Source organism: Methanocaldococcus sp. FS406-22, assembly GCF_000025525.1.
Classification (GTDB): Archaea; AGJL01; Methanococci; order Methanococcales; family Methanocaldococcaceae; genus Methanocaldococcus.
On sequence record NC_013887.1, the window covers coordinates 623419 to 647449 of the forward strand.

The 24031-nt window shown below is 32.1% G+C and carries 16 protein-coding genes; 10 read left to right on the forward strand and 6 right to left on the reverse strand.

Annotated elements, in window-relative coordinates; translation table 11 throughout:
• Window positions 1-39 precede the first annotated feature (39 nt).
• Window positions 40-1098 (forward strand): Ni-sirohydrochlorin a,c-diamide reductive cyclase catalytic subunit, encoded by a 1059-nt coding sequence (gene cfbD, locus MFS40622_RS03145; RefSeq protein WP_012980228.1) that lies wholly within the window; start codon window positions 40-42, stop codon window positions 1096-1098.
• Window positions 1099-1116: 18 nt separating this feature from the next.
• Window positions 1117-3711, forward strand: coding sequence for a replication factor C small subunit (locus tag MFS40622_RS03150; RefSeq protein ID WP_012980229.1), 2595 nt, complete (start codon window positions 1117-1119; stop codon window positions 3709-3711).
• On the opposite strand, the gene MFS40622_RS03155 is transcribed toward MFS40622_RS03150, so the two are convergent.
• The gene (locus MFS40622_RS03155; protein WP_012980230.1) at window positions 3697-6324 is read right to left on the reverse strand and encodes a cation-translocating P-type ATPase; all 2628 of its coding nucleotides are present in this window, start codon (window positions 6322-6324) and stop codon (window positions 3697-3699) included. The two genes, MFS40622_RS03150 and MFS40622_RS03155, sit on opposite strands and share 15 nt — an antisense overlap.
• Before the next feature lie 121 nt (window positions 6325-6445).
• Between MFS40622_RS03155 and cfbB the strand changes: the two genes are divergently transcribed.
• The 5 genes from cfbB (at window position 6446) to MFS40622_RS03180 (ending at window position 11188) form a co-directional block, all read left to right on the forward strand.
• Window positions 6446-7771: a Ni-sirohydrochlorin a,c-diamide synthase gene (cfbB, locus tag MFS40622_RS03160; protein WP_012980231.1), complete on the forward strand. Its 1326-nt coding sequence runs from the start codon at window positions 6446-6448 to the stop codon at window positions 7769-7771.
• A gap of 13 nt (window positions 7772-7784) precedes the next feature.
• Entirely contained in the window at window positions 7785-8786 is a 1002-nt protein-coding gene (locus MFS40622_RS03165; protein WP_012980232.1) for a hypothetical protein, read from the forward strand.
• 56 nt (window positions 8787-8842) lie between these two features.
• A complete protein-coding gene (locus MFS40622_RS03170) occupies window positions 8843-9688 on the forward strand; it encodes a phosphate uptake regulator PhoU (RefSeq protein WP_012980233.1) in 846 nt (281 codons plus the stop codon).
• Window positions 9685-10293, forward strand: coding sequence for a tRNA (pseudouridine(54)-N(1))-methyltransferase TrmY (gene trmY / locus MFS40622_RS03175; RefSeq protein ID WP_012980234.1), 609 nt, complete (start codon window positions 9685-9687; stop codon window positions 10291-10293). The genes MFS40622_RS03170 and trmY overlap by 4 nt, the downstream gene beginning before the upstream one ends.
• A 112-nt stretch (window positions 10294-10405) precedes the next feature.
• The gene (locus tag MFS40622_RS03180) at window positions 10406-11188 is read left to right on the forward strand and encodes a 7-cyano-7-deazaguanine synthase (protein ID WP_012980235.1); all 783 of its coding nucleotides are present in this window, start codon (window positions 10406-10408) and stop codon (window positions 11186-11188) included.
• On the opposite strand, the gene MFS40622_RS03185 is transcribed toward MFS40622_RS03180, so the two are convergent.
• A complete protein-coding gene (locus tag MFS40622_RS03185; protein ID WP_012980236.1) occupies window positions 11174-12523 on the reverse strand; it encodes an ATP-binding protein in 1350 nt (449 codons plus the stop codon). The two genes, MFS40622_RS03180 and MFS40622_RS03185, sit on opposite strands and share 15 nt — an antisense overlap.
• A 134-nt stretch (window positions 12524-12657) precedes the next feature.
• Window positions 12658-13629, reverse strand: coding sequence for a methenyltetrahydromethanopterin cyclohydrolase (mch, locus tag MFS40622_RS03190; RefSeq protein ID WP_012980237.1), 972 nt, complete (start codon window positions 13627-13629; stop codon window positions 12658-12660).
• 140 nt (window positions 13630-13769) lie between these two features.
• On the opposite strand from mch, the gene MFS40622_RS03195 reads away from it, so the two are divergent.
• Both MFS40622_RS03195 and MFS40622_RS03200 read left to right on the forward strand, forming a co-directional pair.
• Window positions 13770-14495, forward strand: coding sequence for a 6-hydroxymethylpterin diphosphokinase MptE-like protein (locus tag MFS40622_RS03195; protein WP_012980238.1), 726 nt, complete (start codon window positions 13770-13772; stop codon window positions 14493-14495).
• Window positions 14496-14605: 110 nt separating this feature from the next.
• Window positions 14606-16033, forward strand: coding sequence for a DHH family phosphoesterase (locus MFS40622_RS03200; protein WP_012980239.1), 1428 nt, complete (start codon window positions 14606-14608; stop codon window positions 16031-16033).
• Window positions 16034-16038: 5 nt separating this feature from the next.
• On the opposite strand, the gene MFS40622_RS03205 is transcribed toward MFS40622_RS03200, so the two are convergent.
• The 3 genes from MFS40622_RS03205 to MFS40622_RS03215 form a co-directional block, all read right to left on the reverse strand.
• On the reverse strand, window positions 16039-16728 hold the full coding sequence (locus MFS40622_RS03205; protein WP_012980240.1) for a radical SAM protein: 690 nt from the start codon (window positions 16726-16728) through the stop codon (window positions 16039-16041).
• A 237-nt stretch (window positions 16729-16965) separates the two neighbouring features.
• Window positions 16966-18525: an alpha-glucan family phosphorylase gene (gene glgP / locus MFS40622_RS03210; protein ID WP_012980241.1), complete on the reverse strand. Its 1560-nt coding sequence runs from the start codon at window positions 18523-18525 to the stop codon at window positions 16966-16968.
• 9 nt (window positions 18526-18534) lie between these two features.
• Window positions 18535-18900: a hypothetical protein gene (locus MFS40622_RS03215; protein WP_012980242.1), complete on the reverse strand. Its 366-nt coding sequence runs from the start codon at window positions 18898-18900 to the stop codon at window positions 18535-18537.
• A gap of 237 nt (window positions 18901-19137) precedes the next feature.
• Between MFS40622_RS03215 and MFS40622_RS03220 the strand changes: the two genes are divergently transcribed.
• A complete protein-coding gene (locus MFS40622_RS03220; RefSeq protein ID WP_012980243.1) occupies window positions 19138-24000 on the forward strand; it encodes a DNA-directed DNA polymerase II large subunit in 4863 nt (1620 codons plus the stop codon).
• The last annotated feature ends 31 nt before the right edge of the window (window positions 24001-24031 follow it).

Genomic DNA, 24031 nt, shown 5'->3' on the forward strand with positions numbered 1-24031 from the left:
CAACAAAATTAATGAATGAATTGATATTGAGGTGGGTAAATGATATTTCATCCAAGGCCTTCACCAATAGCTGCTGCTATGTATCAACTTAGGGATTTAGGTGTTGATGCTATAATTTTGCATGGACCGAGTGGTTGTTGCTTTAGAACAGCAAGATTATTGGAGTTAGATGGAGTTAGAGTATTCACAAGCAATATTGATGAAAATGCCATCGTCTTTGGAGCTTCGGAGAATTTAAAGAGAGCTTTAGATTATGCAATTGAATATTTAAAAAATGAGTTAAAGAAAGAGAAGCCAATGATTGGTATTGTTGGGACTTGTGCGAGTATGATTATTGGGGAAGATTTGTGGGAATTTGTGGATGATGAAAGGGCAATAATTATTCCAGTTGAAGTGCATAGTGGTAGTGGAGATAACACAATAGGGGCAATAAAAGCAATGGAATCTGCCTTAAAATTAGGAATAATTGATGAGAAAGAGTTTGAAAGGCAGAAATTTTTATTAAAAAAAGCTACAGAAGTTGAGAAAAGAAGAGGAATGGCAAAGAAAGAGTATATAAAGCCAACCTATGATGATGATATAAATGAGGTTATAAAGATTTTGAAGGATTTAAAAGAAAAAGATGGGAAAATTGCATGTATATTGAATGCCAAAAAAGAAACAGCCTATTTATTTGCTCATCCTTTAATTGTTTTAAATAAATACTTTAACTGTGTGAATATAGCTAATTTAGATATAAATAAGGGACTTCCAAAGATAAGAAGAGATGCAAAAAATATATTAAATAGATTTAAGGCAGATTATATTACGGGAGGGTTGGATGAATATCCAATAACTGGGGATAAAGCGGTTGAAATATTAAAAGATTTAGATGTTGATGCTGTTGTTGTCTCTGGTGTGCCTCATGCCCTGCCTATTGAGAAACTAAATAAAGATGTTGTAAAAATAGCTATAAGTGACGGGCCAAGAACCTATCATCCAATAAAAGAGATTTATGATTATGCAATTGTTGAGTTAGATGCCCACGCAAAGGTTTTAGGAAAGAGAGATATTGTTAAATCAAGGTTTGGAGAGATATTGGATTATGCCCTAAAATAAAAACTTTTTGGTGATAAGATGGACAAACCATGGGTAGAGAAGTATAGACCAAAAACATTAGATGATATTGTAGGACAGGATGAAATAGTAAAGAGATTAAAGAAATACGTTGAAAAAAAGAGTATGCCGCATTTATTATTCAGTGGGCCTCCGGGAGTTGGAAAGTGCTTAACAGGAGATACAAAGGTTATTATAAATGGAGAGATTAGAGAGATTGGAGAAGTTGTTGAAGAAATAAGCAATGGAAAGTTTGGAGCAACTTTAGTCAATAATATAAAAGTTTTAGGAATTGATGAATATGGAAAAGTTAGAGAGTTTGATGTGCAGTATGTTTATAAAGACAAAACCAATACCTTAATAAAAATAAAAACTAAAATGGGTAGAGAGTTAAAGGTAACTACCTATCATCCTCTATTAATAAACAACAAAAATGGAGAAATAAAATGGGAGAAAGCAGAAAATTTAAAGGTTGGAGATAAGTTAGCAACACCAAGATACATATTATTTGAAGAAACCGAATATAATGAAGAATTAGCAGAGTGGCTTGGATATTTCATAGGAGATGGACATGCAGATAGTAAATATAATAAAATAACTTTCACAAACAGTGATGAAAAACTTAGAAGAAGATTTGCTGAACTTACTGAAAAGTTGTTTAAAGATGCAAAAATAAAAGAAAGAATCCATAAAGATAGAACGCCAGATATTTATGTTAATTCGAAAGAGGCTATAGAATTTATTGATAAACTTGGTTTAAGAGGAAAGAAGGCAGATAAAGTTAGAATTCCAAAAGAAATAATGGGAAGCAATGCATTGAAATCATTCTTAAGAGCATACTTCGATTGTGATGGTGGAGTTGAGAAACATTCAGTAGTTCTATCAACTGCAAGTAAAGAGATGGCAGAGGATTTAGTTTATGCCCTATCAAGGTTTGGGATAATTGCAAAATTAAGGGAAAAAGTAAATAAAAACAATAATAAAACGTATTATCATATAGTCATATCAAACTCTTCAAACTTAAAGGCATTCTTGGATAACATTGGATTTAGCCAAGAAAGAAAACTTGAAAAGTTATTAGAAATCATAAAAGACGAAAATCCAAACTTAGATGTTGTAACTATTGACAAAGAGAAAATAAGATATATAAGAGATAGATTAAAGGTCAAATTAACAAGGGATATTGAAAAAGACAATTGGAGCTACAATAAATGTAAGAAAATTGCATGGGAAGTTTTAAAAGAAATACATTGTAGATTGGAAGAGCTAAAAGAAATTGAAACAGCATTAGAAGGCAGTATATTAATTGATTGGAATGAAGTTACAGAAAGAAGAAAAGAAATTGCAGAAAAAACTGGAATAAGAAGTGATAGGATTTTAGAATACATAAAAGGTAAAAGAAAACCAAGTTTAAAGAACTATATAAAAATCGCCAATGCTCTTGGCAAAAATATTGAAAAAACAATTGATGCAATGAGAATCTTTGCTAAAAAGTATTCAAGCTATGCAGAAATTGGAAAAATGCTTAATATGTGGAACTCAAGTGTAAGAATTTATTTAGAAACCAATACACAAGAGATTGAAAAACTTGAAGAAATTAGAAAGGTTGAACTTAAACTTGTAAGAGATATTCTTAATGATGAAAAACTAATGGATAGCATTAACTATGTGTTATTCTTAGCTTCAAATGAAATCTATTGGGATGAAATTGTTGAAATTGAACAATTGAATGGAGACTTTATAATTTATGACTTGCATGTTCCAAAATACCATAACTTCATTGGTGGCAATCTACCAACTGTATTGCATAATACAACCGCTGCTTTGTGTTTAGCAAGAGATTTATTTGGAGAAAACTGGAGAGACAACTTTTTAGAGCTTAACGCGTCAGATGAAAGAGGTATAGATGTTATTAGGACAAAAGTAAAAGATTTTGCAAGAACTAAGCCAATTGGAGACGTGCCGTTTAAGATTATATTCTTAGATGAAAGTGATGCATTAACTGCAGATGCACAGAACGCTTTAAGAAGAACAATGGAGAAATATTCAGATGTTTGTAGATTTATCTTGAGTTGCAATTATCCAAGCCGTATTATCCCTCCAATTCAATCAAGATGTGCTGTCTTTAGGTTTTCACCATTAAAGAAAGAAGATATTGCTAAAAAGCTAAAAGAGATTGCTGAGAAAGAGGGATTGAATTTAACTGAAAGTGGTTTAGAGGCTATAATTTATGTCTCTGAAGGAGATATGAGAAAGGCAATAAATGTTTTACAAACAGCAGCAGCTTTAAGTGATGTTATAGATGATGAGATTGTTTATAAGGTTTCATCAAGAGCAAGACCAGAAGAAGTTAAGAAGATGATGCAATTGGCTTTAGATGGAAAGTTTATAGAGGCAAGGGATTTATTGTATAAGCTTATGGTTGAGTGGGGAATGAGTGGGGAGGATATATTAAACCAGATGTTTAGGGAAATAAATAGCTTAGATATTGATGAGAGGAAGAAAGTTGAGTTGGCAGATGCTATTGGTGAAACTGACTTTAGAATAGTTGAAGGGGCTAACGAACGAATTCAATTAAGTGCTTTATTGGCTAAAATGGCGTTAATGGGAAAATAATTTAACCTTCTTTTTCATGAATAATTTTATTATTTCCATAAAGATAGATGTTGAAAATGCTCCCACTAAACAAATAATCCATTCTTTTAAATTTAAAGGAGCAAATTCAAAAACCTCTTGTAGAAAGGGAATATATATAACACATAATGTTGTTAAAGCAATAATTATAGATGATAATATTAGCAATTTATTTTCAAAAATACCGATTTTGAATATGGATTCCTCTAAAGACCTGAAGTTGAAGGTATTAAATACTACCATGCCCGCTATAGTTACAAAAACCATTGTCCTTGCTTTTTCTATATTGTCTGTTGGATTAGATATAATGAATATCAAAAAAGCCACTGTTGCCATGAATAGAGCCAAACTAAAAACTAAAATGGAATTTCTCCTTGTTAATATTCCCCTCCTCACTTTTCTTGGTGGTTTGTTCATAATATCTTCTCTTGCAGGGTCTAAACCTAATGCTATTGCAGGCATTTCCTCATCAAACATATTTATGAACAAAATTTGTAATGGTAATAATGGCAAAAATTCAAATCCTAACAAAATTATGCCTAATCCTATAAGGATTACTTCTGTGAAGTTCCTTGAGATAAGATAGCAAGTGAATTTTTCAATATTTTCATATATTGCCCTACCATTTTTAATTGCTTCAACTATTGTAGCAAAGTTATCATCTTGCAAAATCATGTCGCTTGCTTCTCTCGCCACATCAGTTCCTTTAATGCCCATTGCTATACCAATATCCGCATTCTTTAATGCGGGGGCATCATTAACACCATCTCCCGTCATTGCCACTATATGCCCCTTCTTCTTTAATGCATTGACAATTCTCAACTTTTGCTCTGGAACTACTCTTGCATAGACAATAATATCTTCAACAATACTCTTTAATTCCTCATCACTTAGCCTATCTAATTCACTTCCAGTCATAACACCTTTTTCTAAAAATTTTTTAAGTTTTTTATTATTTATTGTTTTTTTATTCTCTTCAAATAGTCCAATTTTCTTTGCTATTGCTTTTGCCGTCTCTTCGTTATCTCCAGTAACCATAATAACCCTTATCTTTCCCCTCTTACATGCTTCTATTGCTTCTTTTACACCCTCCCTTGGCGGGTCTATCATAGCAATTAAGCCTAAAAAAACTAAATTTTCTTCAATATTCTTTGGAGTTATTTCAGATGCTTCTTTATATGCAACACCAAGAACACGAAATGCAGAGCTTGCAAAATCTTTATTTATTTTCAATATCTTTGCTTTTTCATCCTCATTAATTTCCTCTATTCTATCTTTTTTCTTTATGAATTTGCATTTTTTTAAAATAACCTCTGGAGCCCCTTTTGAGAAAATTAAAAGTTTCCCATCTTTTTTATGTATGGTTGTCATCATCTTCCTTTCAGAGGTAAAGATAACCTCCCCTACTCTTGGATATTCTTTTTCCAAATCTTCCTTCCATAAATTTGCCTTTGTTGCTACAACAATTAATGCCCCTTCTGTTGGGTCTCCAATAATCCCCCACTTTCCCTCCTTTTCTTCAAGAACAGAATTATTACATAAAGCAACCGCTTTTAACAACAAAATTAAATTTTCCTCTTTATTAATATCAACTTCCTCCCCATTATAAAGAAATTTCCCTTTTGGCTCATAACCAACTCCAGTTACATCGAAAATCTTGTCATCAACAAAAATCTTCTCAACTGTCATCTCATTTTTTGTTATTGTGCCAGTTTTGTCCGCGCAAATTACTGTTACTGAGCCAAGAGTCTCAACTGCAAGTAATTTTCTTATTATAGCGTTTTGCTTTGCCATGCGGTGCATGCCAATGGATAAAGTTAAAGTTAAAGCCAATGGCAATCCTTCAGGGACAGCAGCAACTGCCAACGCTAAAGCAACTACTAAAATCTCAACTACTGGAATTCCTTTAACAACTCCAAAAATGAATATAATCGCACAAGCAATTAAGGCTATTAATGCTAAAATCTTTCCTAACTTTGTTATTTTTTCTTGTAGTGGTGTTTTTTCTTCTATATCTTGAATCATTCCTGCTATCTTTCCCAATTTTGTATTCATGCCTGTTGCCACTACTATAGCTTTACACTTTCCATGAACTATCTGTGTCCCTGCAAAAATTAAATCTCCTTTCTTCTTCTCTATTGCTTTACTTTCTCCAGTTAGAATTGATTCATCAACTTTTAAATTAATTGCTTCAGTAACCTCTGCATCTGCGGGGATTTTATCTCCCATTTCCAAAATTAGTAAATCTCCTGGAACCACTTCTCTACTTGGAATTTTTCTTACCTTCCCATCTCTTATAACTCTTGTTGTTGGTTGGACAATTTTTTTCAATGATTCCATTGCACTCTCTGCTTTATACTCTTGAATAAACCCTAAAAATATAATAAAAAATAGAAGAAAAATGATAACCCAAAAATTTAAAACCTCTCCAATAAAAAATGATATAATAGATGCTGCAAAGAGAATCCAAACTAAAATATTGGAAAACTGTCTCAATAAAATTTTAGCCCATGTAACTTTTTTCTTTTCTTTAAGTTCATTGTATCCATATTTTTTTATTCTTTCCTCTACTTCAAGATTTGATAAACCAATCATTAATATCACTTAGATAAGTATATGGTAAATGTTATATAATTCACAACGTATAAACCTTTTTTTAACATCATATCATATTATGAATAAAGATTATTTTAGACATAAAAAGTAGGAGATAGCTATGAAAAGGGTTGTGCTTGCCGGAACATCAAGTGAAGTTGGAAAAACAGTTATTTCCACTGGAATTATGAAAGCTTTGTCAAAAAAATATAACGTCCAAGGATATAAAGTTGGGCCTGACTACATAGACCCAACCTATCACACAATAGCCACTGGAAATAAATCAAGGAATTTAGATTCTTTTTTTATGAATAAAGAGCAAATAAAATATCTTTTTCAAAAACATTCAAAAGATAAGGATATAAGCATCATTGAAGGAGTTAGAGGGCTTTATGAGGGAATATCTGCAATAGATGATATTGGCAGTACAGCAAGTGTTGCCAAGGCATTAGATGCTCCAATAATCTTACTTGTAAATGCAAAGAGTTTAACAAGAAGTGCCATAGCAATAATAAAAGGCTTTATGAGTTTTGATAATGTGAAAATTAGGGGAGTTATTTTCAATTTTGTTAGGAGTGAGAAACATATAAAAAAGCTAAAGGAGGCAATGAGTTATTATCTTCCAGATGTTGAGATTATTGGTTTCATCCCAAGGAATGAAGATTTTAAAGTTGAAGGAAGGCATCTTGGCTTAGTTCCAACACCAGAAAACTTGGAGGAGATAAAGAATAAGGTAAAGCTATGGGGAAAGTTGGTTGAGGAGTATTTAGATTTGGATAAGATTGTGGAAATAGCTGATGAGGATTTTGAAGAAATTGATGATGTCTTTTTATGGGAAGTTAATGAAAATTATAGAAAAATAGCTGTTGCCTATGATGAAGCATTCAACTTTTACTACTGGGACAACTTTGATGCTTTAAAAGAAAATAAAGCTAAGATAGAGTTTTTCAGCCCATTAAAGGATAGTGAAGTTCCGGATGCAGATATCTTATATATTGGGGGAGGTTATCCAGAGCTGTTTAAAGAGGAGTTGAGCAAAAATAAAGAGATGATTGAGAGCATTAGAGAGTTTGACGGCTATATTTATGGAGAATGTGGAGGATTAATGTATTTAACAAAATCAATTGACAATGTGCCAATGGTTGGTTTGCTAAACTGCTCTGCAGTTATGACAAAGTATGTCCAAGGGCTTAGTTATGTTAAGGCAGAGTTTTTAGAAAACTGCCTAATTGGAAGGAAGGGATTGAAGTTTAAAGGGCATGAATTCCATTACTCAAAGATTGTTAATATAAATGAAGAGAGATTTGCCTATAAAATAGAACGGGGGAGGGGAATTATTAACAACTTAGATGGAATTTTCAATGGCAGAGTTTTAGCTGGATATTTGCACAATCATGCTGTAGCTAATCCTTATTTTGCTTCATCTATGGTTAATTTTGGTGAATAATGGAGGGATTTGAATGAGAAAGTTTATAATTTGGACATTTTTAGAGATTATCTCATTATTTTTTGGATTATTTTCATTTGTATTGATTATTTTTGGATTTTCTCTATCTTTAGGATTTGGAAATGAGTATATTAGCAAATTTTTAGGAAATCCAAAAGATATTGATAGTATTTTAATAAATGCGGGAGTAGGGTTGGCCACTGCTTCGATGATGGTGTATGTTGCGTTACAAGTTAGAGAAATTAGGAAAGATAGAGATTTATCATTAAGAAAAGAACATACTGAAGAGTTGAGAAAAAAGGTTGTGATACCATGGATTGAAGAGTTAAAGAAAATATCAGAACCTAAAAAAGAATACCCTCCATGGCCTTTTCATTATTTAATTCATTCAATATATATGGGGCAAAGTTTAGCTATTGAAAGAAAAGAAGAGATACTTTTTAATGATTTTTTAGAAAATCATGCCTCTGAAGAATTAATAATTTCTCATAAAAAATTTAAAGAATCATGTAAAATACTATATGAGCTAACTGAAGAACTAAAAAATAAAGTTGAAAATTTTCTTAAAGAAAACGGAATTGAACTTTTACATTATAGAAAAATAAATAACATGATAAAATCTAAAGAAATTGAAAATAAACATCATGGAGTTTTCTATAAGGATGCAACCTTAGAGTTCTTTTTAGATAACTTAATAAGAGAGAGTAATGGAAAGGTAGAGTTTTCAGATGGTGGAAAGCATGGTAATTATCAAACATTAGGATTTTATTGTAAAAATAGCAAACCTGGAGGATACATACATCCAAATATAACAGAAGAAACAAAACAATATGTCAAAACTACAATTGAAAATCTATTAAAAGAAGCAAAAGAGAAATTTAAAGATGATATTAAAGAAATCCATAGGCTAATAGATGAAATCAATAAAAACAAAGAAATTATGCTTAAAGAGTTGGAGAAATTCAAATATAAAAGAATTTACGATGGAGATTGTGAATTTATAAAATACCCTTAAACTATTTATATAAAGCTAAGCATAATAATTCATAAAATATGAATTTATGGGATAATATGTTGAGAGGTAAAGAGGCCACATTAGCTGGGATAATAAGGGTTATCATTGAAGAAGAACCAGAGACACAAGATGAAATAGCTGAAAAGCTTGGAATTAGTAGGAGATATGTTGCTAAGCTTTTAAAGCCGTTGATTGATGAGAAGATTGTTAAACATCCTTATGTTGTGGATATGAGCAAACTGCACAAGATAAACCTACAGTTTGATGAAAATCTTTTAATGAAGGAGATAAAAACAACCTTGGAAAAGATGGAGATAACTCTTTTAAATAACTTGGACTTGGTTTATACTGCTTTAAAAAATAACGATAAAAAATTGGCTGAGGATATAATTATCAAAGACTATGCGTTAAATAAAATGGAGGAAGAAATTAGAATGCTCTTAGGGATGAATGCCTTAAAATACTTGCCTGGAGCTTATGCAAATGCCTTTGCCACTATAGCTTCAAACCTTGAAAGATTGGGAGATTATATAGCAAACATTGCTGAGGAGATAGTGCATGGGCTTAAATTAGATAAAGATATTGAGAATGAGGTTGCAGTTATATTTAATATTCTCAAAGAGATGCTAACTGAGGCTATAGATGTAGTTAAAAGCAAAAGAAAAGAGACAAAAATCCATGAGCTTGAAGAGCAATTACACAAAAACCTTGAGCTATTGCTGAACAAAGTTTTAGAAAATAAGAGGGAGGATTTAAACTTCTATGTTCAATTTGGAATGTTTTTAAAGGATATTGAGAGATTTGGAGATAGATGTGTAAATATTGTAGATATTGCTTTAGAGCTTTATCATAACATACCAAGAAGCCCAATTCCTGAGAGATTGAAAAGAGGGATGCTATGAGAGAGTTTATATTCAAAGCTAATAAAACAATAACTTCTTCAGATATAAATTTAAAAGATTTGCCCGGAAGTTGTGGAAGGTTGGATTTGCTCTGCAGATGTGTAAGTGATGCCTTCTTTTTATCTCATGATATAAGAAGAGATGTCATCTTCTACGCAGTTCTCTATGGACAGCCGAATCCGCCAGTTTGCATAAAATTTGTTGGTAGTGAATTGAAGAAGGTCTCTCCAGATGAAAGAAATATAGCCATATTTATAAAAAAAGCCCTCAAAAAATTTGAAGAACTTGATGAAGAGCAAAGAAAGAGCTGGAATCAATCAACCCCTGGAATTTATGTTAGGAGATTAGGATTTAGAGATTTAATTTTAGAGAGATTAGAGGAAGGGAAGAATATTTATTATTTACACAAAAATGGGGAGGATGTTGAAAACGTTGAGATAGAAAATCCTGTTTTTATACTTGGAGACCATATTGGCATTGGAGAGGAGGATGAGAGATTTTTAGAAGAGATTAAAGCTAAAAAAATCTCTTTATCACCATTGGAGTTGCATGCAAATCACTGTATAACTATAATCCATAATGTGTTGGATAAACGAAATATTTGAGGATAATCATTTTTACCTATCTTAGTGGGACATTAATTGGGGCTGAAAGCTCTAAATTATACCTAGGATTTATAACGTGTTGGATAAAAGAAATATTTTGAAGGGTTAAGCTATGGAGTTTGAAAAATTTATAGAGGAAAAAGTAAATCAAAAACTTAAAGAATTGAGGATAAAAAACTCCTTAGAAATTTTAAATAAGTTAGATATTGATATAGAGCTTAAAGAGGCCTTAAAATGCATGCTTTTAAAAAGATTACATGGAGATAGAGAGTTTTATAAAATCTCCATTGATAAAAAACCTTCTGCAGTTGTTGCATTCAGTGGAGGAGTTGATAGCTCAACCTCTACAATAATAGCAAAGCATATTTTTAATGTGAAGGCAGTTTCTTGCTATTCAAAGTATATTATGACAGATGAAATGAAAGAAACTGCCAAAAATGTAGCTAAGAAGATTGGAGTAGATTTAGAATTTATTGATATTGATTTAGAAGAGGTCTATGAAGGAGTTGTTAATGGTAGATTTCATCCTTGTGGTAGATGTCATAAAGTTATTGAAAATGCAATTATAAATTATGCTAAAAGCATCGATGCTGAATTTGTTATATTTGGTGATTTGCTGGCTTTTGGATATTTGGCTTTATATAAGGAGGATGAGATTTTTAGATTTAATTTGCCGTCTTTTTTTGCATTAACAAAGGATGAAGAGAGGGAAATATTAAAAAACAATGGTATTGAGTTGAGAATGGGCTATGGTTGCCCTTTATTAAAAATTTATCATCGACACAATAAGGGATACAAATTTACAATTCAAAGGATTTTGAGAGAGGTTAGAGGAAGAGTTATTAATGAAGAAGAGGGCTTTAAAAATATAACCGACATTTTAAATCAACAATAAAAATCCTTTCCAAGGGATGTGCAATATATTGTCCTCAACTTTTAGCTCATTGCCAATAACTATTCCTTTTGAGGCTTTAACTCTCTCCATGCTCTTTAAAACTTGTTTTGATTGTTTTTTATTTAAACTAACCTCAATAACAATCTTTTCCATGTATGGAGATAGTAGTATAAAATCAGCTCCTCCTTTTTTTGGCTCATAACTTAAGCTATAGCCTTTCTTTTTACAAAACAAGTATAGGTAGAATGCTACAACGTCCTCCAATAAAGAACCGTAGCACACATCATCTATTACAATCCCCATTTTATGCCATAATGCTGTTTTTATTGGAACTGGAAGGAATTTTATCTTTTGGGACTTTCTAACTTTCTTATCTATTGAGCCATAGGGATAGATTTTAAATAGCAACTCACACTTTTCTAAAACATCAATTAGGTTTATTAAAGTCCCTTTTGCAATTTGCAATGTATTGGCTAAACTCTCATAGCTGTATCTCTCTCCCTTTGGATTAGCCAACAAATATAGCAATTTAAAAGCTTTATCTAACGTTTCCATGTCAAACTCTCTCACTTCCCTAACATCCTTATAGATAATCCTCTCTAACATGGTGTATATCTTCTCATAGACATCCAACTCATCATCCTCCAATGCAAAAGGTAGAGAGCCAATTCTTAGATATTTTTTAACATCTTCATCCAAAATTTGAGAATAAACTTTGGCATAAACTTTTTTAAATTCATCCAAATTGTTATTTAAAATTACATCCTCAAATAGGCTTTCAATTTTAATATTCTTTGTCAAATAAAGATACTCTCTAAATGTCATTGGATGGATAGGCTTATGTAATGCCCTCCTTGCCAAATCTGAGCTTTCTTTAAGCTTTACGGCAGAAGAGCCAGTGGCTATTATAAATATATTAGTGGTATCATAGAGGTTTTTTAAGACCAAATCCCAATGTTTTTCATACTGAATCTCATCAAGCAATAGGATTAATTTGTCATCATATAGATTGATGCCAAAAATTTCCGAATAAGCTTTTAGAGCGTCAAACAACTTAATATCGTTGAGTTTTAGCTCATCCATTGAAAAGTATAAAACCTTATTAGGTTCTATCTTTAACCTTGCATAGTGATAAATTTGAGATAAAAGTGTTGTTTTTCCTAAGCCTCTTAAGCCATACAAAATAATTAGCTCCTTTTTATCATTTTCAATGTATTTATCGACCTTCTCCTTTAATATGCTGTAATCAAATCTTTTCCTCTCTTTGTTATACCTTGAAAGTATTAAAGGAGTTTTTGCAATATGGTTTAAAATATAGTCATTCAATTGAACCATAACATCACCAATATAGTCATTTGGTTGAACTAATATATAAAACTATCCTAAAATTAGATAATAGCATATAAATTCCAATCTATAAAATCTACAAAAATAGCTAAAAATATTTAGTAAAAAAGCTAAAAAAGTTTTTATAACTCTGTCCAGCCTAATGATTTTTTAAGAACTTCAGCATTGACCTTTCCAGCTCTATAGACTTTTCCAGTTGTCATATCGTTAATTACAACCACAGCTGGAGCAAACATTCCTTTGTCAATTTTGTAGAAATCATAGTCAGCAGCTTTAAACACTTCCATGAATGGCTTTCCATAGTCTTTTGATGCACAAGATGGAAGGGCTTTGCATAATCCCTCAATATCATCGTTTTCATCACTCTTAATGTAGTAGAATGTTATTCCTCCATATAAAACCATATCATTTGTAGCTCCCATCATTGCGAAGTCATCACCAATTATTGGAGCAATTGGAGCTAAACCTGCTGCATATTTAACTTTGTTAACATCAAACTCTAAAACTTCTAACATCTTGTATGTTCCGTTTTCAACAACTCTACCACTGATTTGGATTGAACCAACTAATGAGGCAGTTGGAGCAACTAATAAATAAACGTTCTCTGGCTCAACACCACACTCCTTAGCAACATACTCAGCAACTTCTTCATTTGGCAACTTTGAAGCCTCTAAACACAAAACAGCAACATCTGCATCATCTTCATAGCCAATTTCTTCATAGGTTTTCTTTGGCTTCTTGGCTAATGCCCTTGCCGGACCAGAACCCATTGCAAAGTATTTTCCTACTTTAACTGTCCATCCAGCCTTTTGAGCTCCCAATGTAGCTATTGCTGGATGTGAGGTTTTTACCTTAACATAAGGTAGAGTTATTCCTTTACACTCACATGGTGATAAGGAGATGCCAACGTGTGCTAAACCTCCCAAACAAATCTTTGTATATAGCTTTCCAGCTTCCCAGCTTCCAGCAACATTAACTCCACAATCTAAAACAGTAGCTCCGTTTTCCAATTTTATAACGTCAATATTTAACTCCTCTTTATTTTCTATCATTTTATTTACAATTTCCAATGCCTTTTTATTTACACTCAACATCTTATCACCAATGGAACATGGTGGCTTTATATAGCCTTTTTATGGCGATAATATTCTTATATAACTTTATTCGTATTGTTTTTATAGTTTATGATTTGAATTTGTTTAAGTGTAGTAACCAAATAACTAAATGTGATAATATGGACATGAAAGAGTGGGAGATATTTTATAACAAAATTATTGAGGACTTTGGATTTAGCAAAGAAAAAGATGTTGAAAGTGCAGTAATTTTAAATAACATTTTAGAGAAAGCTAATACAATACCTATTGACAAACTTAAAGATATTATTGAAGGCAGAGAAGTATTTATCTTTGGTGCAGGCCCATCAATAAAAAGACACATTAATATTATAAAAAGATTGAGATTACAAAATATAAACAACCCAATAATAGTAGCTGATGGTGCATGTAAGGCATTTTTAGAAGAAGGCATAATTCCAGATATTATAGTTTCAGATTTGGATGGAGATTTAGAGGCTTTAATTGAATGTAATAAAAATGGCTCTATAGTTGTGGTTCATGCACATGGGGATAACATTGAAAAAATTAAAAAATATGTCCCAAAACTAAAAAATATCATTGGAAGTTGTCAGATACCAAATTATAAAGAGCTAAATTTAAAAAATGTAATTAACTTTGGTGGATTTACAGATGGAGATAGATGCTGTTTTTTAGCTTATTATCTTAGAGCTAAAAAGTTAATCTTAGGAGGAATGGATTTTGGAGTTTATATAACTAAATATTCGAGACCAAATATAAAAGAGGATATAGCAATAGGAGATGAAATAAAAATTAAAAAATTGGAATATGCTAAAATGTTAATAAATTATTTAAAAGATAAAATAGAGATTGAGTTTTTAGAATAATTAGGAAGGTTTATATATCATTCTGGATAAGTAATAGGAGATATGCAAATGAGTATGATAGACGAATTAAACATTGCTATCGATATCAACAAATATACAATGTGATGAATATGATAACCGTAATAGGTTTTGGTTCTTTTGGTAGAAAAGTTGTAAATTTTATTAAAAATAAAGAACCAATTACAATTATCGACAAAAATATTGACGATGCTGACGATTTAGTGAAAGAAGGAGTAACTGTAATTGTTGGGGACGCTACTAAAGATGAAGTATTGAAAAAAGCTAAAATTGATAATGCAGATATTGTATTAATATTAACAAATGAGCCAGAGGTTAATAGGGCAATAGCTGAAAAAGTTTGTGAGCTAAGCCCAAACTCATACAAAATTGCGAGAGCTATTCCAAGATACCCAGAGCTTTATATGGGGCTAAATATAGATAAAATTATAAACATATTAGAGAGCGGAGCTAAAGACATTGCAAAGGAAGTTGAAGACGCAAAATTAAAGAGAAAGTTAATGCAATTAAAATCTGTGCTAATAGAGGGAAAGAAAAGATGCATGAAGTTGGAAAAAACGGAAGAAGAAAAAAAAGCTCCTCTCTTAATCTTAACACATACAAATCCAGACCCTGACGCTATAGCAAGTGCAATGGCTTTAAAAACACTTGCTGAAAAATGGGGTGTTGATGCAGATATAGCTTATGGAGGAAACATTGGTTATGATGAAAATAAGGCGATGATAAACTTATTAGGAATAAGGCTTTTAAATATCGAAGATGTGGATTTAAATAATTACTGCGTTATTGCAGTTATAGACACCTCCTCATCAAAGCAACTACCCATTGAACTTCCAAACATTGATATAATTATAGACCATCACAACAACACTGACTTAACTGCCAAATATATGGATGTTAGGCCAGAAGTTGGAGCTACTGCTTCTATTTTAACACAATACCTTATGGAATTGGAGATAGAACCATCGAGAAACTTAGCTACTGCCTTATTTTATGGAATACAGTCAGATACTGACTACTTTAAGAGAGAGACATCAAAATTAGATTTTGAAGCAGCTGCTTATCTGCAGAGCTACATAGATGCTTCTATCTTAAATATGATAGAAAATCCAGAAATTTCAACAGAAGTTATGGAAGTTTTAGCAAGGGCAATAATGAATAGAAGGGTAGTTAAAGGAAATATTGCTCTATCTTATGTTGGTGAAATTTCTAATAGGGATGCTCTGCCAAAAGCAGCTGATTTCTTATTAAAGATGGAGGGAATTTCTACAACATTCGTATTTGGTATTGTTGGAGATGAAATTCACATATCTGCAAGAACTAAGGATTTGAGATTGAACCTTGGAGAGATATTGAATAGAGCATTTGGTGGAGGAGGACATCAGACAGCTGCAGCAGCTAAAATTCCTTTAGGAATATTTAAAGCAGTATCTGACAAAGAAGCTTTAAGAAAATTAGTTGAAGAGGCAATTAGAGCTAAGATATTAGAAGTTATTGGGATAAAGGAAGAGGAAAAGTAGTATAATTAAATAATAACCTTTTTAGATTTTTTATGTCTTTTAAAATCTAAGGAGCAAGAAACATTGGAGAGATATTTTAAAGCAATTTCTTTTGCTTTTAATATTTTAGCTTCATCTGGTTTTTCAGCATTTAAATTATTATTATATTTTACATAACCAGTAATTCTATAAGGCAAATCCCAATTACTTAAAAACTTAGCTATTTTTTCAATTTCATCTAAATCAACAATATTTGGAATTAAAACTGTATCTATTTCAACTTTAAAATTAAACTCGTCTCCATTTTCACCTATATAACTTATACAATCCAAAACTTTTTTGTTAGAGCAGGAAGTTAAATATATATGTTTATTTTCATCATAAGCCTTCATATCAATATGTATTTCATCAACTTCAAGTTTATCAAGCATGTCTTTCAAATAATACCCATTTGTAGAAAGCATAAGATAAAACCCTTCATCTTTTAACAATTTTGTTAGCTCAACCAAATCTTTTTGTAATGTTGGCTCTCCACCAGCAATTAAAATTTTATTTAACCCATAACTCATATTAACTTCTAAAATTTTGTCTAAAATCTCCTCTACCTTATATTTTTTACAAGCCAAGGGCTTAAAGAAGCAGTATTTACATTTAAAGTTACATCCATAAGTTAGAAGAGTTATTTTATCACTCAAAGAAATATGAGAGATTAGCATTAAACCACCAAATTTTATTTTACGAAATTTTCCAGTCTGTAGGACTTTACAACTTCAGCATTAAATTTTTTGATGAAACTGAAGCGTTAGCTTCAGGCTATAAAAACTGTTAGGTTTTCATCTAATCGAAGCGTTAGCTTCGAGCTACAAAAACTCAAATGAGTTTTTGTTCAATGGAAAGCTTTGCTTTCCAGCAATGGAAACTTAACGGTTTTCATCTAACTTTTTCTAAAAGTTTCATTTATATAGCTTTTCAGCATATTCCTTAGCCATTCTTTCAGCATCAAAATATTCAACAATATGATTAACGCAGTTACAAGCTTTCATCCACCACCTTTCAGTATCATATATATCGGCAGCATCTTCCAATAAATTGTAAATGCAGTTAGCTACATAGGCATCATCATCCCTAACTCCATCGCCAATTGTAAAGCTATCATCCGGATACATCTTAGCCCATTCTACATGCCACCCGTCTAAGGTGCTCATGTGAATAGAGGCATTCATAGATGCCGTCATTCCAGATGTTCCAGATGCTTCATGATTTAGTTTTGGTGTGTTAAGCCAAATATCTGAACCCTGCTTTAACATCTTACTTAATTTTAACTCATAACCAGTTAATATGGTGGCTCCTTTCATATCCCTTGTCTTTGACACAATCCAGTTGAATGTTGCTATCATATTGTGGTCATTAGGATGAGGTTTCCCTGCCCAAATAACCTGTATTCTTTTCTTTTTTAATAGTTCAAGTAATCTCATCTCATCATGAAGCAATATATGAGGTCTTTTATAGGCAGTAAATCTCCTTGCCCAAACAACGGTTAATCTATCTTTTTTAAACAATTTTCCAGTTTGGTCAGCAACTTCCTCAAACAAAATTTCTTTTAATTCCATTTTTCTCTCTCTTAGCATATCTATATCATATTTTTTAGCAGCCTCCCTAATAATTGGGTCTTGCCAATAATGTCTATCTTGAGCGTTAGTTATTGCCACTATTTCACATCTATCTTTAACCCAGCTCCACATTCTATCGCAAACTTCTTTATGCTTTTTAGAGACAGCATTAGCTCTCTTACAAACTCTTAAGGCACAAACTGTGTAGTTAAATGGATTTCCTCCTAACTTTTCAGCTAATTTTACATCAACATTTCCAAAGAACCCCATAGATTTTAATAAATTAATGTCCTGAGTTTCATTCCCTTCTGGTAGTGGGGTGTGAGTAGTGAAAACTGTATGTTCTCTTGTATATTCAAGCCCATACTCTTCTATCAGCTTAAAAACCAATGGTAAAGGATGGGGCTCATTCATGTGGAAGAGCTTTACATTTTCACATTCTTTTATAACCTTATATCCTCCAACACCTAAAACAATCTGTTGAGCTATATGAAGTATGTTGTTGGCATCATACAATTTATGGGTTATAGTTCTTGAGAAGTCATCATTTTCTGGAATATCAGTTGTCAGAAAATATATTGGGCAAGTTCCAAAGACATCCTCCTCTAATTTATAGGCTTTAACCCAGACAGTGTTGTTATTTATTGTAACCGGGACTTTTAATTTGATATCCTCTAAGAAATCATAATATTTCCTTATATATTCAACTTTCATTTTTCCTTCTCTATCTCTTAATTGGTCATAATATCCATAACTCCATAATATTGAAACCCCCACAAGAGGTTGATTCAATCTTTTAGCAGCCCTAAAATGTGAGCCGGCTAAAAATCCCAATCCTCCAGCATAGGTTTTTAGTGGCTGATGTATTGCAAATTCCATACAGAAATAAGCAGTTGGTTTCATTTTCCTCCCTCAATTTTTGCTTTTTTCAATGATAGGAATTAAATGAAGTTCTTTATTTTTTAAATAATGTCTTATTAAAATGAAATTAACTGTTCCTATCATTATTACCCCAAATATCAACTCATAAAGTCCTAATAAAGAATCTATCCTTGACAATTTAAGGTAAATAAGCAATATTGCAATAGTTAGAACACCCCTGACAAGTTCTACTTTTATTTTTTCAGATTTTGTTAAATTTTTGTCTAAAAAATAATATGAACTTATGAAATCAATTTTTTTGCCATACTGTTTATTTAATATAGCCCAGCTAACAATCCATGGTATGATTATTGAATATATTACAATGGAGAAAACTACAACCAAACTAATTAACATTGTAATCCCCGGAAATATTTTGGTGTGCATAAATTAAATTTAATGTGTTAATGCTATCTATTTTATTTATGTGGTTTCTTTTTTATGTTTATCCCTTTAAATTCTTAGATAGTTCTTACTAAGTATAAATATTTGAATATTCAATTTATACATGGTAAAGGTCTTATAGTTAGTTGAGAATAAAATAAGTAAAAGAAACTTTATCGAACTTCGAAAATATTTAATTACGTGATTATTATGGTTCATGTTGCATGCTCTGAAAACATGAAAAAATATTTTGAAAACATTGTTAATGAAGTTGAAAAAATTTACAAAATAGCTGAAGAGTGTAGAAAAAAAGGTTTTGACCCAGTTGATGAAGTTGAAATTCCTTTAGCTGCTGATATGGCTGATAGGGTTGAAGGATTGGTTGGGCCGAAAGGTGTGGCTGAGAGAATTAGAGAGTTAGTTAAAGAGTTAGGTAAAGAACCAGCGGCATTGGAGATTGCTAAAGAAATTGTAGAAGGCAAATTTGGAAACTTTGATAAGGAAAAGAAGGCAGAGCAAGCAGTTAGAACAGCTTTAGCTGTATTAACTGAAGGGATTGTCGCTGCACCATTAGAAGGAATTGCAGACGTTAAAATCAAAAAAAACCCAGATGGAACTGAATATTTAGCCATTTACTACGCAGGACCTATAAGAAGTGCTGGAGGAACTGCACAAGCTCTATCTGTCTTAGTTGGGGATTTCGTAAGAAAGGCAATGGGTTTAGATAGGTATAAACCAACAGAGGATGAGATTGAGAGATATGTTGAGGAGGTTGAGCTATACCAATCAGAAGTTGGGAGCTTCCAATACAATCCAACGGCAGATGAGATTAGAACAGCTATAAGAAATATTCCAATTGAGATTACTGGAGAGGCTACAGATGATGTAGAAGTTTCTGGGCATAGAGATTTGCCGAGGGTAGAGACAAACCAACTAAGGGGAGGGGCATTATTAGTTTTGGTTGAGGGGGTCTTGCTAAAAGCTCCTAAAATATTGAGGCACGTTGATAAATTAGGAATAGAGGGATGGGATTGGCTTAAGGATTTAATGAGTAAAAAAGAAGAAAAAGAGGAAGAAAAGGACGAAAAAGTAGATGAAGAAGAAATAGATGAAGAGGAAGAAGAGATAAGTGGATACTGGAGAGATGTTAAGATAGAAGCAAACAAAAAGTTTATAAGTGAAGTTATTGCTGGGAGACCAGTATTTGCCCATCCTTCAAAGGTTGGAGGGTTTAGGCTAAGATATGGAAGAAGTAGAAATACTGGCTTCGCTACTCAAGGATTTCATCCAGCTTTGATGTATTTGGTAGATGAATTTATGGCTGTTGGAACTCAGCTAAAAACTGAGAGGCCGGGAAAAGCTACCTGCGTTGTGCCAGTTGATAGTATTGAACCACCAATTGTCAAGCTAAAAAATGGAGATGTTATTAGGGTTGATACAATAGAGAAAGCTATAGAGGTTAGAGATAGAGTTGAGGAAATTTTATTCTTAGGAGATGTTTTAGTTAATTATGGGGATTTCTTAGAGAACAACCACCCATTATTGCCAAGCTGTTGGTGTGAAGAGTGGTATGAGAAGCTATTGATAGCTAATAATATAGAGTATGATAAGAAGTTTATAAAAAATCCAAAGCCAGAAGAAGCTGTTAAATTTGCTTTAAAAACAGAAACCCCATTGCATCCAAGATTTACATACCATTGGCATGATGTTAGTAAGGAGGATATAATCTTATTAAGAAAATGGCTATTAAAAGGAAAAGAAGATAATTTTGAAGGAAAAAAAGTTTGGATTGTTGATTTAGAGACAGAGGATGATAAAAAAGCTAAGAGAATTTTAGAATTAATTGGTTGCTGTCACTTAGTTAGAAATAAAAAGGTTATAATTGAAGAATACTATCCTTTACTCTACTCATTAGGATTTGATGTTGAGAATAAAAAGGATTTAGTTGATAATATAGATGAAATTCTAAAAACAGCTAAGAACAGCATGCATCTTATAAATCTATTAGCCCCATTTGAAGTTAGAAGAAACACCTATGTCTATGTTGGAGCAAGGATGGGAAGACCAGAGAAAGCTGCTCCAAGAAAGATGAAGCCCCCAGTTAATGGGCTGTTCCCAATAGGCAATGCTGGAGGGCAAGTGAGATTGATAAACAAGGCAGTTGAAGAAAACAACACAGATGATATTGATGTTTCCTATACAAGATGTCCAAATTGTGGAAAAATCTCTTTATATAGAGTCTGTCCATTCTGTGGAACTAAGGTAGAGTTAGACAAATTTGGACGAATTAAAGCTCCTTTAAAGGATTATTGGTATGCTGCTTTAAAGAGATTGGGTATAAATAAGCCAGGAGATGTTAAATGTATTAAAGGGATGACTTCAAAGCAGAAGATTGTTGAGCCATTAGAAAAAGCTATATTGAGGGCTATGAATGAGGTCTATGTCTTTAAAGATGGAACTACAAGATTTGATTGCACTGATGTGCCAGTAACTCACTTTAAACCAAATGAGATAAATGTTACTGTTGAAAAGTTGAGAGAGCTTGGCTATGACAAAGATATCTATGGCAATGAGCTGGTTGATGGAGAGCAAGTTGTTGAGCTAAAGCCACAAGATGTAATTATTCCAGAGAGCTGTGCAGAGTACTTTGTTAGAGTAGCTAATTTTATAGATGATTTATTGGAAAAATTCTATAAGGTTGAGAGATTTTACAATGTAAAGAAGAAGGAGGATTTAATTGGGCATTTAGTTATTGGTATGGCACCTCACACATCAGCAGGAATGGTTGGAAGAATTATTGGATATACAAAAGCGAATGTTGGATATGCTCACCCTTATTTCCATGCTGCAAAGAGAAGAAACTGCTTCCCAGGAGATACAAGAATTTTGGTAAATATCGATGGAAATGTTGAAAGAATCACCCTAAAAGAACTCTATGAATTATTTGATGAGAAGGATGAAGTATTTGAAAAAGATGCATTCATAAGAAAGAAGCCAAAGAGGGATATTAAGGTTTATTCCTTTGATGTAGAAAATAAAAAAGTAGTTTTAACAGATATTGAAGAGGTTATAAAGTTACAATCTCCAAATCATTTGATAAAGATAACTATAGATGGAAATAGAGAGTTTATAACAACCCACGACCATCCAGTTATGGTTTATGAAAATGGCAAATTTATCAAAAAATTAGCAATGGATGTTAAAGAAGGAGATTTAATGCTAATCCCAAAGATTGAGTTTGAAGAAGATGATATAGAAGAATTTGACCTATTAAAAGAATTCTCAAAAGAGGAGTTTAAAGATTTATGGAGTATTTTGAGAGTTAGGGGTATTAGCAATTGGATTAAAGAAAATATTGATAAAACATTAGTTAGAGAGTTGAAGTTAAATGATTATTTGAGATATGATACAATACCATTGGATAAACTTCTAATCTTATTAGAGAAATCAAACTTAACGGTTGATGATGTTCCAAAGGACTGTTATATTGCTGTTAGAAGAGATAAAGTTAATATTAAAAGAATTATTAAGATTGAGCCATTATTAAAGTTGATTGGATACTATCTCTCTGAAGGATATGCGAGAGAATCAGAGAGTGTTTATCAGCTAAGCTTCTCAGCTCATGAAGAGGAACTTAGAGAGAATATTAAAAAAGCTATAAGGGAAGCATTTGGAGACGTAAATATCTATGAAAACAAAGAGGAAGGAAAGCTAACATTATCATCAAGAGTTGTTTATTTATTCTTTACAAGAGTTTTAAAGATTGGTAAAAAAGCCAAGTCAAAGAGAGTTCCAAGCTTTGTCTTTAAATTACCAAAAGAGAAAGTTAAATTAATGCTCTCTGCATACTTTGATGGAGATGGAACTGCTTTAACAACAAAACCAAGAGTTGCCGTTTATAGTGCAAATAAAAAATTGTTGGAGGATATCGATTTATTGCTAAATAGATTTGGTATTAAAACTTACTGGACAGTTGATGAAAATGCAAATGAAAGAGATGGAAGTTGTGTAAAGAAATATTATGAAGAGAGAGGAAAAGAAGCTCCAAAGTCAGTAGTTTATGCTTTAAACATAGCTGGGCATTATTATGATATATTCTTTAAAGAGATTGGCTTTTTCTTAGAAAGAAAGCAGAAAGTTTATGAATTGCATAAAAATAGGGTAAAAAGAATAGATGAAAGTGATTGGGAGGAAGGATGGTATTGTAAAGTTAGAAAGGTTGAGATAATAAAATCAGAGGATGAGTTTATATATTCATTGAATGCTAAGAACCACCATAATGTAATTATAAATGAGAATATTCAAACATATCAATGTGATGGAGATGAAGATTCTTTCTTTTTGCTATTAGACGCGTTTTTGAACTTTTCTAAGAAATTCCTGCCAGATAAAAGAGGAGGGCAGATGGATGCCCCACTGGTATTAACAACAATCTTAGACCCAAAGGAGGTTGATGGAGAAGTTCATAATATGGATACAATGTGGAGCTATCCTTTAGAGTTTTATGAAAAGACATTAGAAATGCCTTCACCAAAGGAGGTTAAGGAGTTTATGGAGACTGTTGAAGATAGGTTAGGAAAGCCAGAGCAGTATGAAGGAATTGGCTACACTCACGAAACCTCAAGAATTGATTTAGGGCCGAAAATTTGTGCTTACAAAACCTTGGGTTCAATGTTAGAAAAAACCACTTCTCAATTATCAGTTGCTAAAAAGATTAGAGCTACAGACGAGAGAGATGTTGCTGAAAAAGTAATTCAATCCCACTTCATCCCAGATTTGATTGGAAATTTAAGGGCTTTTTCAAGGCAGGCAGTTAGATGTAAGTGTGGGGCTAAATATAGAAGAATCCCATTGAAAGGAGTTTGTCCAAAGTGTGGCTCTAAGTTGATACTAACTGTTTCAAAGGGAGCCGTTGAGAAGTATATGGATGTTGCAGAGAAGATGGCTGAGGAGTATGATGTAAATGATTATATAAAACAAAGATTAAAAATAATTAAAGATGGAATTAATTCAATATTTGAAAACGAAAAGAGTAGGCAAGTTAAGTTAAGTGATTTCTTTAAGATAGAATAATAAAATTTTAAAAATTTTTAAATTTTTTCTA